Source organism: Pseudomonas sp. S07E 245 (assembly GCF_019599025.1).
Taxonomy (GTDB): Bacteria; Pseudomonadota; Gammaproteobacteria; order Pseudomonadales; family Pseudomonadaceae; genus Aquipseudomonas; species Aquipseudomonas shirazensis.
The window spans coordinates 1786576-1799546 of record NZ_CP080625.1 but is presented as its reverse complement, the minus strand read 5'-3'; the positions used below and the strand labels follow the sequence as shown (position 1 = coordinate 1799546).

Below are 12971 nucleotides of genomic sequence, written 5' to 3'. Positions count from 1 at the left end.
CAGGCCAGTCTATCCGTAGACTCTGCGCCTCGCCACTGCCTGGAGCTGTTCACCATGTCACTCAATGCCTCTCGCTCGTCACTGCGCCCGAGCGACCTGCTGCACCCGATCATTGCCGGTCTGGTATCGGTCATCGTCAACTATGGCGGCACCTTCATCCTAGTGTTCCAGGCGGCCAAGGTGGCCGGCCTGAGCCCTGAGCTGACGGCCTCGTGGGTCTGGTCGGTGTCCATTGGCGTGGGCGTTACCGGGATGTACCTGAGCTGGCGCTATCGCGCACCGATCATCACCGCCTGGTCGACGCCGGCTGCGGCGTTTCTGGTCGTCGCGCTGGCAACTACGCCTTATGCCGAAGCGGTAGGCGCCTACATGGTCTGTGCCGCGGCCTTCGTGCTGCTGGGCTGTTCCGGCTGGTTCGACAAGGTCATTGCACTGATTCCACCCGGGGTAGCAGCAGGGCTGCTGGCCGGGATTCTGCTGCAGTTTGGCATTGGTGCGTTCAGCAGCGTCAGCCTCGATCCGCTGCTGGCCGGGCTGCTGATTGCCTGCTACCTGCTGCTCAAGCGCTTCACTGCGCGCTATGCGGTGGCCGGCATTCTGCTGCTGGGGTTGAGCTTTTTGCTGGTGCAGGGCCGGCTTGACCTGTCCGGCCTGCACTGGCAACTGACCGAGCCGGTGTTCACCGTGCCGCAGTTCTCGCTCAATGCGCTGCTGAGTGTGGCTTTGCCGCTGTTTTTGATCACCCTGACCGGGCAGTACATGCCGGGCATGCTGGTGTTGCGCAACGATGGCTACGACACCAGCGCCAGTCCCATCGTGACGGTGACCGGGCTGGGTTCGCTGTTGATGGCGCCGTTCGGCTCGCATGCGTTCAACCTGGCAGCGATCACCGCGGCCATCTGCACCGGCAAGGAAGCCCACGAACAGCCGTCCAAGCGCTGGATCGCCGGCATCGCCGCTGGCTTGCTATATGTGTTGGTAGGGATGTTCGGGGCGACCCTGGCGGCGCTGTTCATGGCCTTGCCGGCAAGCTTCATCACCACCCTGGCCGGGCTGGCCTTGCTGGGCACCATCGGCGGCAGCCTGGCCAGCGCTACCGCCGATGCGAAAACCCGCGAAGCGGCGTTGATCACCTTTTTGGCCGCTGCCGCCAACATTACCTTGCTGGGTATTGGCGGTGCGTTCTGGGGCTTGCTGATTGGTCTTGCTGCGCATGCGCTGCTCAACGGCTTCAACAAAGCCGATGCGCCCGCGCGGGTCAGCAATCCAGCTGCTACGCGTTGAAAACTTGCCAGCCGAGCTCCGCCTCGCAGCGGCGCTTGGCTGTGAGCAGGTTCAGCTACTCAGGATGCATCGATCCAGATGGTTTTAAGCTCGGTGTATTGATCATGCGCCCAGATCGACTTGTCGCGACCACCAAACCCGGACTGCTTATAGCCGCCGAACGGCGTCGAGGCATCGCCTTCGCCGAAGCAGTTGACGGTCACCACGCCCGCGTGGATTTCCCGTGACAAGCGCAGCGCATTACGCAGGCTGCCGGTGTAGGCTGAGGCCGCCAGGCCATAGACTGTGTCGTTGGCCAGCTCGATGGCTTCGTCCAGGCTGGCAAAGCTGGTGACGCTTAGCACTGGGCCAAAGATCTCTTCGATGAACAGCGGGCTGTCTCGGCCAACGCCATCGACGATGGTCGGCTGCACGAACACGCCGGCTTGTGTTGCGCCGCCTTGGACCACCTCCAAGTTGTGCTCGGCAACGTAATCGAGATAACTGCGCACCTTGTCGAAATGCGCTTTGCTGACCATCGCACCTAGCCGGTTCTGCGGATCGAGCGGGTCGCCCAGTTGCCAGTTGTGCAACTGCTTGCCAATCAGGCTCAGCAGCTCGTCCTTGACGTCTTCATGAACGATCAACCGCGAGGTTGCCGAACAGTTCTCACCCATGTTCCAGAACGCACCGGCAGTGACGTACTCGGCGACCTGCTCGAGGTCTTCGCAGTCATTCATCACCACCGCCGGGTTTTTCCCGCCCAGCTCCAGCACCACGCGCTTGAGGTTGGACTCGGACGCATACTTCAGGAATAGCCGGCCGGTGTCGGTCGAACCGGTGAAGCTGACCATGGCAACGTCCATGTGCCGACCAATCGGCTCGCCAGCCTCGCGGCCGCCACCTGGGGTGACGTTGAATACCCCAGCCGGTACGCCGGCCTGATGCGCCAGCTCGGCGACGCGCAGAGCGGTGAGGGTTGTTTCCTTGGCCGGCTTGACCACGATCGAGCACCCCGCGGCCAGCGAGGGACCGATTTTCCAGGCCAGCATCAGCAACGGGAAGTTCCACGGCAGCACCAGGCCGACCACACCGATTGCTTCGCGCACAACCAGGGTCACCGCGCCATGCCCGGTTGGTGCGGTGCTGTCGTAGACCTTGTCGATCAGCTCGGCGTGCCAGCGCAAAGTGTTGATGGTTTCTGGCACATCGACTGTCTGGCATTCACTGACCGGTTTGCCGCTGTCCAGGCTTTCGAGAACAGCCAGCTCATGGGCATTGTCTTCCAGCAGTTGTGCAAAGCGCAGCAGCACTTGTTTGCGTGCAGCTGGTGCTTGCTTGTGCCAGCGGCCATCGGCGAATGCAGCCTTGGCGGCGGCAACGGCGATATCTACGTCGCGGCTATCACAAGAGGCGATTTCAGCCAGGTTGGCGCCGGTCGCAGGGTTGCTGGTAACGAAGGTGTTGCCGCTCTGAGCTGCGCAGAAGCGCCCGTCGATGAACGCCTGGGTGCGGTATTGCATGTCCGCCGCGATCGCGGCGTACTCTTCTTTGCTCAGCAACTCGCTCATCTCAGACTCCTCCAGTAATGTGTGCAACAGCGCGCTTGAGAGTGGCAACGACTTCTTTCAGCTCGGCCTTTTCGCTGTCTTGCAGGCCTTTCAGTGGAGCTCGAACACCGCCTGTGCGCAGGCCATTGAGCTCGCAGCCGTACTTGATCGACTGCACGAATTTGCCGCCTTCAAGGAAGTCCATCAACGGCATCATCGCCGCCATGATCTGCCGACCTTTGACGAAATCGTTTTCGATCACGCACGCCTGGTACAACGCCACATGCTCATGCGGGATGAAGTTGGAGCCGGCACAGACCCAGCTACGCGCGCCCCAAGCGAAGAACTCCAGGGCCTGATCGTCCCAGCCGCAAGACAGGGCGATATGTGGCAGCTTGGTCGCCAGGCGGTGCAGTTGCGCCATGTCGCCGGAGCTTTCCTTGATGGCGACGATGTTGCGGCAACCCGCCAGCGCGTCGAACAGCTCCGGGCCCATGTGCACACCCATGCGCGCTGGATAGTTGTAGAGCATGATCGGCAAGCCCGCGGCGCGGTCGACTGCGAGGACGTGCTCGGCGACTTCCTGCTGGGTCGGCAGGGCATACGGTGGCGAGCCGACCAGCAGGGCGTCGGCCTTGATCGCCTTGGCCGCTTCAGCGTAGGCCACCGAGTCTTCGGTGCGGATAGCGCCGGTGCCAACGATCAAGGGCAGGCGCCCGTGCAAAACATCCTTGGCCTGCGCCGCCAGGTCGAAGCGCTCCTGAGCGGTGTGAGCGTAATACTCGCCCGTGGAGCCGCCGATGATGATGCCGTGGACCTTGGCCTCGACCAGGTATTCGAGGACCTCGGCGAAGGCGGCCTTGTCGATGTTGCCGTCTGCGTCCAGAGGGGTGATGGCCGGGGTATAGATGCCTTCGAACTTCATTGATGGTGCTCCCAGGTAGTGTCACTAGCGGTGAGACGACGCGGGCCGATACGGCCAGCGCAGCATGCGGTATCAGCCAAGCGCGGCGGCTTGCTGCAGGTTGAGCGAACGTGTTTCCGGTGCCAGCAGCCAAGACAGCAGCAATCCGATCAGGGTGATCAGCGCCACGCTGTACATGGTTTGGGCTATGCCCAGGGTGTACAGCGAGATAGGCAGCGGGATGAGGCAGCAGGTCCAGAACACGATGCCGATCACCAGGCGCAGCAGAAGAATGCTCAGTGCGCTGTCTGCCCAGAACTGCGCCGCTGAAGCCGGCACGAACAATACCTGGCCAGCGAAGAACAGCCGCCGCCTGCCGAGGCGATCGGTCAGCCAACCGCCGAGAGAGCCACCGAAGAATATCCCGATCAGGGCAGAGGCTGCGGTCAAGCCTTCCCACAGCGTGGTCATGGCCAGTGCACTGGAAATATGTGCCAGGGCCACGCCGATTATGCTGAGCACATAGCCATCGACGAACGAGCCGCCTCCGGAGGGCCAGGTGAGCAGTGTATGGAACGGGCTGAGCGGGACTTCTTCAACTGAGAGAGCAAGGCTTGTCATTGTTGTTCCTGATCATGCGTGTTCGGTTTGCCGCGGCAGCGGCGGACGCACCGCCGCACTGCGTGCGCTCAGCCTTCCTGCCCTGCGCGGTACTGGCCCCACAACAGGTTCAGGTTGACCCCCATCGACACCAGCGCGGCCGGCGGGTTGGCGCTTGGCCCAGGCGAGCGCAGGACAAAATCGATCAACTCGGATCGCTCACCCGCCAGCCAGTCCGCCAGCAACTTGCCGGTAGCCGTGCCGCGAGTCACGCCCAAGCCGTTGCAGCACAGTGCGCCGTAGACGTTGCCAGCCAGCTCGCCGAAGTAACCCGCGTGGTTGCGAGAGAGGGCGAGGGCGCCGCCCCAGGTGAATTCGAACGGCAATTGCGTAAGCATCGGGAAGCGGCGCTCGAACGAGGCGCGATGGCGGGCAGCGAAACGCGCCAGATATTTGGGGGCGCTGCGTCCGTCCGGGTTGAAGCTGAAACTGTTGCGGATCAGCAGGCGTTGGTCAGGCGTGCGGCGTACGGTGGTGCCGAACGGGTCGGCCGGGATCACCCCCCAGTACGCCTTGCCGCCCAATCGGGCCTGCTCGTCGGCGGTCATCGGCCGGGTCAGGCTGGCGTAAGTGAACACCGGCAACATGCGCCCCTTGAGAAACCCAAAACTCATGCCGAAGGCATTGTTGGTGAGGATCAGCTTGTCGGCAGTGATCGACCCATTTGCGTGCTTGAGCACGCTGCGGGCGCCGTACTCGACTTCGCTGATTGGCGTGTTCTCATACAGGGTAACGTTGCTCGGCAGGCTGTCGGCGAGGCCCTTGACCAGCGCCGACGGTTGGATCAGCGAGGTGCCTGGGGTGAACAGCGCCTTACGGTAGAAGCGCGTGCCGATGTGCTCGGGCAGTGCCTCGGCGTCGATCATCTGATACGGCTGCTCGAGCTTGTCCAGCCCAGAGCGATAGGCCTCGAGCACGGCGATGCCGCGATCTTCGACGGCCGCCTGGTACTTGCCGCAGTGGCTCAGCTGGCAGTCGATATTGAAGCGTTCGACCAGCTCGGTCAGGTAATTTTTACCACTGAGGTTGAGCTGCATGGTGGTCTTTGCGGTGGCGATATCGCCGATGTAGTCCGGCGCGCCGATGTCATGGGGCAGGTCGATGACAAAGCCTGCGTTGCGCCCCGAAGTGCCGAAGCCGACTTCCTGGGCATCTACCAGTACGATGTGTTCGTCGGGGAAGTGCGTCGCCAGCTGGCGGGCGGTTGCCAGCCCGGTGAAGCCTGCGCCGACGATTACCCAACGGGCGCGGCTGTGCCCTGTATGGGCAGGGCGCACCGTGCGGCCTTTGCTCAGGTGATACCAGCCACAGGTTTGATCATCGCCCGGTAATGACGCTACTTTCATGGTGGACATCCTGTTTGATTCAACCGAGTGAAGGCGGTGCCTTCCGTTAAAGTTCAAAGCGCGCTTCTTTGGAAGGTGGGTAGCCAAACAGGGCGCTGTAACACTTGCTGAAGTGACTGGATGAGACAAAGCCGCAGGCCGTTGCGATATCAATCAGGGCGCCACCGGAGTTTTGAATAAGGCGCCGTGCTTCGGTGATTCTTAGTTGCAGGTAATAGCGTTGTGGGCTGGTCGCCAATTGTTCACGAAACAAGCGCTGCATTTGCCGTTGCGACAACTTCACGTAGTGAGTAAGTTGCTCAGGCTCCAACGGTTCTTCGAGGTTGGCTTCCATCAAGCTGATGATTTCCCGCAGCGGTGCACTCAGGCGCGGCTGGCGCTTGTTGAGCGCGCTGCGAAAGCGTGACTGGTCATAATCAAGCATGTCGAGGACAGCATCGGTCAGGGTTGTACTGGTGCACTGGCGCAACCACTGGATAGTCATCTGGAACGCCCCGGCAGGGCTTGCAGCGGTCAGGCGATCACGGTCACAGACTTGGCTGTCGAAGCACACATTGGTATTCGGCGAGCGCTCGGCCAAGGCTGTGCGTTGCTCAGGGTGGATGGCACAGCGGTAGCCATCCAGCAAGCCGGCCTTGCCGAGGAACCACGCGCCATTCCACAGGCCACCCAAGGCCACCGGCAACCGCGCCAGGGTCTGCAGCAAGGCAGTCAACCACTGTGGGGCCACGCGGGGCGTGCGCAGGCCGCCGCAGATGATCATCAGGTCGAGGTCGGCGATACGCACGTCGGTCAGCGGTGTGCTCGGCTGGATCGGGATAGCCAGGTCGCTCATGACCGCGCTGTTGTCATGGCTGAACGTGCGCACCCTGACCGAACCTGGTTTGAGCAGATTGGCGGTGGTCAGCACGTCGAGCGATTGGGTGAAGCACGGCAGGGAAAAGTTATCCAGAAGCAGGAAACCGACAGTGGCCTTTTGCATGCATTCATCGCGCGTGGACAGCGACTGCAGATTGCGCTCGGCGAACGTACTGCTGAAGGTCTTTATTATTTTCATGATGACTAACGCTCAGACTAAGTGGCCAGTAGCACGCAGGCGATTGGCTCAGGCGCTACGGCTGATGACAAAGTTATGCTTCATGGAATGCAGCGTCCAACGACATTTCCGGACAACTATGGATAACCCGCCGTTATAAATCCGCACGGGGAAGATAGTCAGTCGCTGAGGAAACTCTCATCGAACGGATAGTGGGTCAGCAGTTCATGTCCTGCTTCGGTGACCAGTAGTTGATTTTCCAGTTTTATACCGTCGCGCCCGCCGACCTCGCCAATATAGGCTTCGACACACAAAGTCATGCCGGCTTGCAGTTCACCTTCATAGCCATACGCAGCGACGTCCTCCGGGTACCGGATACTGGGGTATTCGTCGCATAAGCCAACCCCATGGAACAGCACGCCGTAGCGCTGGGCGCGGCAGGCTTCGGGCAGGCGATGGGCATTTGCGCTCAACTCGCTGAAACGCACGCCCGGTTTGACCAAGGCCATGTTATGGCTGATGTGCTGATGGGCAATCCGATACAGCAGTTTCTGCTCGGCGCTTGGCTGCAGGCCGCCGCAAATCCAACTGCGCGACATGTCGACGCACATGCCATATACGCCGATCAGATCGGTATCGAACGACAGCAGGTCGCCATCGCTCAGTACCCGCGGGCCACATTCCTGGAACCAGGGGTTGGTGCGCGGGCCGGAGCTGAGGATGCGCGTCTCGATCCATTCGCCGCCGCGACGAATGTTGCCGGCGTGCAAGGCAGCCCAGACGTCGTTCTCGCTGACACCTGCGCGCATCGCCGTGTGCATTTCGCCCACCGCCGCTTCGCACGACGCCACTGCACAACGCATGGCACTGATTTCATCGGGGCCTTTGATCAGGCGGGCCATCTCGGTGACTTGCTGCCCACTGCACACCTCAATACCCAACGCATCCAGGGCCCGCAGGCCGGCTACTTCGATGCGGTCGACGGCGAGGCGGCGGTTGCTGCCTGCGTGTTGGCGCAACAGTTGTTCAAGTTGATCGGCAAAACGCCGCGCGTGTTCGTCGGTGCGGTCGCCCGTTTCGAAGTAGAAGAACGAGGCGCCGCTGCGCAGTTCACTGACCAGCGGCAGGTGCGCCGAGAGGTGCTCGCAGCCATGAAAGTCCCACAGCACGACATGGCCGCTGGCAGCGACAAAACAGGCCCGCGCCGGGTTGTGCGTGGTCCACAGCTGCATGTTGCTGCTGTCTGTGGCGTAGCGGATATTCAGCGGGTCGAACAGCAGGATACCGCCCAGGTCGCGGGCTACCAGTTGCTCCTGGACCCGCCGCAAGCGGTATTCGCGCATGCGTGCCAGGTGCGGCGGCTGCAGGCCGAGCTGCGCCCATTCGGCGAAGGCCAATGCAGTCGGGCCGGTTTCGACGCGGTCGTTATCAGCAACCGAGCCGTCGGCCTTGAAGGCACTGGCAGCTCGCCTGGTCGGGTCAATACGGCGGGCGTTGCTGGCAATCGAGTAGGGTGAGGTCATCATGCGCTGGGGTCATCCTTGGCGCGGCAGGCGAACCTGCCGCGCCGTTCACGGCTGAGGTCAGTTGCTCTTCTGGGTAGCCGCAGCGCGCGCTGTCTGCAGCCAGGCATCGAATTGCTGGCGGTGGGCCGCAACCCACTCCTTGGCGTGGCGGGTGATATCAGCCGGCTTCTTCTCGCCTTGCTGCATGCGCAGGTTCTGTGAGCTCTCATCAGCGGTGCTGATCTGCACCACCGAGAGGAATTTCAGCGCCGCCGGATTTTCCTCGGCGAATTCCTTGTTCACCACCGCGACGATCTTGTCCACGGCAAAGCCGAGGTTCTTGCCCTTGTACATCGTGTCGACGCTGTTGTTGCCGTCCGGCAGGTCGGTTTTCGGCACTTCCAGCCAGACGACGTCCTTGTCCTCGACCAGCACGGTGGCGATCCACTGCGGAACCCAGGTGAAGTACAGGATCGGCTTGCCTTCCTTGTAGCGGGTGATGGTGTCGGCCATCAGGGCGAAGTACGAGCCTTGGTTGACCGTGACGGTCTTGTCCAGGCCATAGGCTTTCATGTGATGGTCGATCACCAGCTCGCAGCCCCAGCCAGGGTTGCAGCCCGTCAGGTCGGCCTTGCCGTCGCCGTCGGTGTCGAACAGCTTGGCGATCTCCGGTTTTTTCAGATCGGTGATGTACTTGATGTTGTGCGCTTCAGCGGTTTTCTTGTCTATCAGGTAGCCCTGCAGAACACCGGGCATGATATCGCCGGCCTTGACCATGACGTCGTCGCCACCGGCCTGCTGGTAGAACTTGTCGTGCAGCTTGTCCCACAGGTGCACGGTGAAGTCGGCATCGCCACTGGCCAGTGCCATCATCATCACGCCATATTCGGTTTCCTTGGGCTCCTGAACCTTGTAGCCGAGCTCGCGCAGGCCCTCCATGGCGACCTCGCCGCGAAAACGCTCTTCAGCGATCGCCGGGAAGATCGGGGTGACCTTGATGCCGTCACCGGGCTTGTCAGCCGAGGCGTGCGCGCACAGCGCAGCGGCGGCCAGGGTCAGCGCGCTGGCGCACTGGAGCAAACTGCGGGGGAGCATGGGCATGGACATCGTCGCGTACCTTCTTCTGGTTATTAGCATCAAGTGCGGCAGGTCGAATCGGTCAGGTCATGCGGTCTTGCGCCGCTCTGCTGGTTTAGCGCTGCCGCAGAGGCGCAGCACCACGCCAACGGGCCCGGTCTGGTACCAGCGCAGGCTTGGATCAGCGCTGGTTCTGGCGCCCATGGCCTGGGTCAGGCGGTCGAGAAAGATCGCCAGCAGCACCAGGCCGGCACCGCCCACCGTGGCCAGGCCCATGTCCAGCCGGCCGATGCCGCGCAGGACCATCTGGCCCAGGCCACCTACGGAGATCATCGAGGCGATCACCACCATCGACAGCGACAGCATCAGGGTCTGGTTGAGGCCGGCCATGATGGTCGGGGTTGCCAGCGGCAGTTGTACCCGGGTGAGCATCTGCCGCGGTGTGCAGCCAAAGGCGCGGGCGGCTTCGATCTTGTCCTCGGGCACCTGGCGGATACCCAGGTTGGTCAGGCGCACCAGCGGCGGCAGGGCGAAGACGATGGTGACAAGCACGCCGGGCACATTACCGATGCCGAACAGCATCACCACGGGCACCAGATAGACGAATGCGGGCAGCGTCTGCATGGCATCGAGTAGCGGACGTATGACCTGCTCAAGGCGGTTGCTGCGGGCGCAGACGATGCCCAGCGGCACGCCAATCACCGCGCAGAAGAACACCGAGGTCAGCACCAGCGCCAAGGTGGTCATCGACTCCGACCACACGCCGATAAGGCCCAGCAGGGTCAGGGTGACGAAGCTCAGCGCGGCCATGCGCTTGCCGGCCAGCTGCCAGCCGAGCAGGGACGAGAGGATGATGCCAATGCTAGGCGGGATGCTCTGCAGGGTGAACTCGATGCCGTTGAGCACCTGATCGATTGGCCAGCGGATCGCACGGAACACATCACGGAAATTGTGCACCAGAAATTTCAGGGTGCTTTCGACCCAGTCGCCCAAGGGAATAGTGGCGTACTGGAACGGGTCCAACAGACTGAACTCGGACATGGTGGCTTACCTCGTTGGGGCGCAGTCGCTCAGTGGCGGCTCAGGGTCTGCAGCAGCTGGTTTTTCGAAACGGTGCCCTGGAAGGCACCTGCGCGGTCCAGCACCGGCACCGGGTAGGGCAGGCTGGCGGCGATATCGAGCACTTCATGCAGCGGCGTGTCGGTGTAAACCGGTTGCAGTTGATGCTGGTTGCACGGTGCAGGTGTACCTGCAGCGGCTGTATCGACTACGCCCAGCAGAGCGCCACGCTCGTTGAGCAGATAGCCGAACGGCACGCCGAGCTGGAACTGCGGCGCCTTGCCGTTGACCCGGCACACCGCTGCCGGATCAAACGAGGCAACGTCGCCGGCCTTGAGCACCCGCGAGCTGTCGAAGCCCTTGAAGAATGTGCGTACATAGTCGTTGGCCGGTTGATTGATCAGCTCCTGCGGGGTGCCGATCTGGACGACGCGACCACCTTCCATGATTGCGATGCGATGGCCGATACGGATGGCTTCTTCGATGTCATGCGAAATGAAGATGATGGTGCGCTTTTGCTCGGCCTGAAGGCGGATCAGTTCGCCTTGCATCTCGTGGCGGATCAAAGGGTCCAGCGCCGAGAACGCCTCATCCATAAGCAGAATGGCGGGATCATTGGCCAGCGCTCGGGCCAGGCCGACGCGCTGCTGCATGCCGCCGGAAAGCTGGTGCGGGTAGCTGTGTTCCTGACCAGCAAGGCCGACCTGGCTGAGTGCTTCGCGGGCGCGGCTGTGGCGTTCCTGCTCGTTCACGCCAGAAATCTCCAGGCCAAAGGCGGTGTTTTCCAGCACGCTCATGTGCGGCATCAGGGCAAAGGACTGGAACACCATGCCCATTTCCTTGCGGCGCACGTCCAGCAGGGCTTTATCGGACAACCCGGTGATTTCACGGCCATTGAGGTAGATCTGCCCGGCGGTGGGTTCGATCAGGCGGTTGAACAGGCGCACCATGGTCGACTTGCCCGATCCGGACAAACCCATGATCACGAAAATCTCGCCACGCTTGACCGCGAAACTTGCGTCGAACACACCAATGACCTGGCCGGTCTTTTCAAATACTTCGTTTTTAGTTGCACCCGACGTCAGCATATTCATAGCGACGTCGGGTTGGTTGCCAAACACTTTATAGATGTTGTTAACGGAAATTATTTCATCTGCGCGGCTCATTGCGCCCCTCCTGTGCGTGCGAAATTACAAGCCTGCGTACTCCGTGCGAGTCGCCAGCTTGGTAATACGGAAGGGCAGTACCCAGAGGGATATCGATGCATGACAATTTCCTATTTTTTATTGTTAGCCCCAGGAACTGGGCTTTCATCCAATCTATTAGCTAACCCACGGCAAATCCAACGACATTTACAGGGCGTTATAGATAACCTAAGGTTATTGATCGCTGTCAGGCCGACCATCCTGCGACGTTTGCGACACCTGTGTGGATGCCACCGGGGTGCTGAGTTAGGCTGCGTGGCGTTATAAAAACCTACAGAAGGCTGGCTACCATGCTTAACAGACACGCTGATCCAGACACCTTGCTCATGAGGATGCCTTCGTTGCGGGCGGTCAAGGCGTTTGTGGCGGCCGCCAAGTACGCAAGCTTCACCCGCGCCGCCGAGGCGCTGTGTGTATCGCAAGCGGCCATCAGCCGGCAGATTCGCGAACTGGAGGAGTTTCTCGGTGCGCAGTTGTTCGAGCGGGTTGGGCGCACGGTGCAACTTACTCCAGCCGGTGCGATCTTCTTCGAAGCGGCACAGTTGTCCTTTGTCAATATAGCCCAGGCGGCCGACCGTATTCGCTCAGCGCCGACGCAGAAACATGTACTGACTATCTGTTGCTCGCCGGCGTTTTCCGCATTGTGGTTTTCCGATCACTTGCCCGAGTTTCGCGCCAACAACCCCGACATCGAACTCAACTTGATCACTACGCAGAACTTCGTCAATCGCGAGCCTGGGGTGGATCCGGATATTGTCATCTCCAAGATCAGTAACGTGGGCGAAGGTTACAAGATCTACCCGCTGTGTCATGACGTTATCTATCCAGTCTGTTCGACGGCGTATCTGGCTGCACATCCCGAGATCGCCAGCCTCGAAGGCCTGCGCGATTGCGCCTTGCTCGACCTGAGTCCGTATGGCCGTGCCGGGGTCGCCGAGCACGTCGACTGGAGCGTCTGGCTGGCGTTTCAGAATGTCGACATCGATGAACGTCCAGCGGCCAGCCCACCGGTGTTTCATGCCAATGACTACAACTTGATCATCAACATGGCGCTGACCCATCAGGGCATTGCGCTAGGTTGGAATCAGCTGGTCAGCGGGCTGCTGGAAAAGGGCCTGCTGGTGCGGCCGCTGCAACAGCAGGTGACCCTGCGCAACAGCCTGCACTACCTGGCTTGCAGAGAAAACAGCAATTGCGAGGAAGCCTCTCGACGGGTGCGCGATTGGGTACTGTCGAAGTTTTCGCGGTGGTGCGTGTAGCGCACTGCAGTCATGTGATTGATAACCTGCCTTTATCCTTTGCTCGCTGAAAATGTAGTTTGTGGGCTGTTGTGACCGTCCCGTAGCCTTGCCTCATTCATACGGCA

Annotated in this window: 11 protein-coding genes; 2 read left to right on the top strand and 9 right to left on the bottom strand. The window is 61.3% G+C overall.

What is annotated here, in order from left to right; translation table 11 throughout:
• Window positions 1-54: 54 nt before the first annotated feature.
• On the top strand, window positions 55-1284 hold the full coding sequence (locus K3F44_RS08020) for a benzoate/H(+) symporter BenE family transporter (protein ID WP_220633738.1): 1230 nt from the start codon (window positions 55-57) through the stop codon (window positions 1282-1284).
• Between the two features lie 59 nt (window positions 1285-1343).
• On the opposite strand, the gene K3F44_RS08015 is transcribed toward K3F44_RS08020, so the two are convergent.
• From K3F44_RS08015 to K3F44_RS07975, 9 genes are all read right to left on the bottom strand, one after another.
• A complete protein-coding gene (locus K3F44_RS08015; protein ID WP_101319896.1) occupies window positions 1344-2834 on the bottom strand; it encodes an aldehyde dehydrogenase in 1491 nt (496 codons plus the stop codon).
• A 1-nt stretch (window position 2835) separates the two neighbouring features.
• Window positions 2836-3738, bottom strand: coding sequence for a dihydrodipicolinate synthase family protein (locus K3F44_RS08010; RefSeq protein ID WP_220633737.1), 903 nt, complete (start codon window positions 3736-3738; stop codon window positions 2836-2838).
• Between the two features lie 72 nt (window positions 3739-3810).
• Complete coding sequence (locus K3F44_RS08005; RefSeq protein WP_220633736.1) at window positions 3811-4338, bottom strand: MFS transporter; 528 nt, start codon at window positions 4336-4338, stop codon at window positions 3811-3813.
• Between the two features lie 68 nt (window positions 4339-4406).
• Window positions 4407-5723 carry an FAD-binding oxidoreductase gene (locus K3F44_RS08000; RefSeq protein ID WP_220633735.1) on the bottom strand — a complete coding sequence of 439 codons (1317 nt, stop codon included), beginning with the start codon at window positions 5721-5723 and terminating at the stop codon, window positions 4407-4409.
• 46 nt (window positions 5724-5769) lie between these two features.
• Window positions 5770-6780 carry a GlxA family transcriptional regulator gene (locus K3F44_RS07995; RefSeq protein ID WP_220633734.1) on the bottom strand — a complete coding sequence of 337 codons (1011 nt, stop codon included), beginning with the start codon at window positions 6778-6780 and terminating at the stop codon, window positions 5770-5772.
• Between the two features lie 158 nt (window positions 6781-6938).
• The gene (gene dddP / locus K3F44_RS07990) at window positions 6939-8285 is read right to left on the bottom strand and encodes a dimethylsulfonioproprionate lyase DddP (protein WP_220633733.1); all 1347 of its coding nucleotides are present in this window, start codon (window positions 8283-8285) and stop codon (window positions 6939-6941) included.
• A 57-nt stretch (window positions 8286-8342) separates the two neighbouring features.
• A complete protein-coding gene (gene proX / locus K3F44_RS07985) occupies window positions 8343-9365 on the bottom strand; it encodes a glycine betaine/L-proline ABC transporter substrate-binding protein ProX (protein ID WP_259407042.1) in 1023 nt (340 codons plus the stop codon).
• A 63-nt stretch (window positions 9366-9428) separates the two neighbouring features.
• Window positions 9429-10382 (bottom strand): glycine betaine/L-proline ABC transporter permease ProW, encoded by a 954-nt coding sequence (gene proW, locus K3F44_RS07980; protein ID WP_101319881.1) that lies wholly within the window; start codon window positions 10380-10382, stop codon window positions 9429-9431.
• Window positions 10383-10411: 29 nt separating this feature from the next.
• A complete protein-coding gene (locus tag K3F44_RS07975; protein ID WP_150569091.1) occupies window positions 10412-11566 on the bottom strand; it encodes a glycine betaine/L-proline ABC transporter ATP-binding protein in 1155 nt (384 codons plus the stop codon).
• A 329-nt stretch (window positions 11567-11895) separates the two neighbouring features.
• Here K3F44_RS07975 and K3F44_RS07970 point away from each other — a divergent pair, with 329 nt between their 5' ends.
• Entirely contained in the window at window positions 11896-12864 is a 969-nt protein-coding gene (locus tag K3F44_RS07970) for a LysR family transcriptional regulator (RefSeq protein ID WP_220633731.1), read from the top strand.
• The last annotated feature ends 107 nt before the right edge of the window (window positions 12865-12971 follow it).

Bases quoted from the DNA above. Each gene is read 5' to 3' on its own strand.
- proW (WP_101319881.1), bottom strand. From the start codon at position 10,382: ATGTCCGAGTTCAGTCTGTTGGACCCGTTCCAGTACGCCACTATTCCC.
- K3F44_RS08015 (WP_101319896.1), bottom strand. From the start codon at position 2,834: ATGAGCGAGTTGCTGAGCAAAGAAGAGTACGCCGCGATCGCGGCGGAC.
- K3F44_RS08020 (WP_220633738.1), top strand. From the start codon at position 55: ATGTCACTCAATGCCTCTCGCTCGTCACTGCGCCCGAGCGACCTGCTG.
- K3F44_RS08010 (WP_220633737.1), bottom strand. From the start codon at position 3,738: ATGAAGTTCGAAGGCATCTATACCCCGGCCATCACCCCTCTGGACGCA.
- dddP (WP_220633733.1), bottom strand. From the start codon at position 8,285: ATGATGACCTCACCCTACTCGATTGCCAGCAACGCCCGCCGTATTGAC.
- K3F44_RS07970 (WP_220633731.1), top strand. From the start codon at position 11,896: ATGCTTAACAGACACGCTGATCCAGACACCTTGCTCATGAGGATGCCT.
- K3F44_RS08000 (WP_220633735.1), bottom strand. From the start codon at position 5,723: ATGAAAGTAGCGTCATTACCGGGCGATGATCAAACCTGTGGCTGGTAT.
- K3F44_RS08005 (WP_220633736.1), bottom strand. From the start codon at position 4,338: ATGACAAGCCTTGCTCTCTCAGTTGAAGAAGTCCCGCTCAGCCCGTTC.
- K3F44_RS07995 (WP_220633734.1), bottom strand. From the start codon at position 6,780: ATGAAAATAATAAAGACCTTCAGCAGTACGTTCGCCGAGCGCAATCTG.
- K3F44_RS07975 (WP_150569091.1), bottom strand. From the start codon at position 11,566: ATGAGCCGCGCAGATGAAATAATTTCCGTTAACAACATCTATAAAGTG.
- proX (WP_259407042.1), bottom strand. From the start codon at position 9,365: ATGCCCATGCTCCCCCGCAGTTTGCTCCAGTGCGCCAGCGCGCTGACC.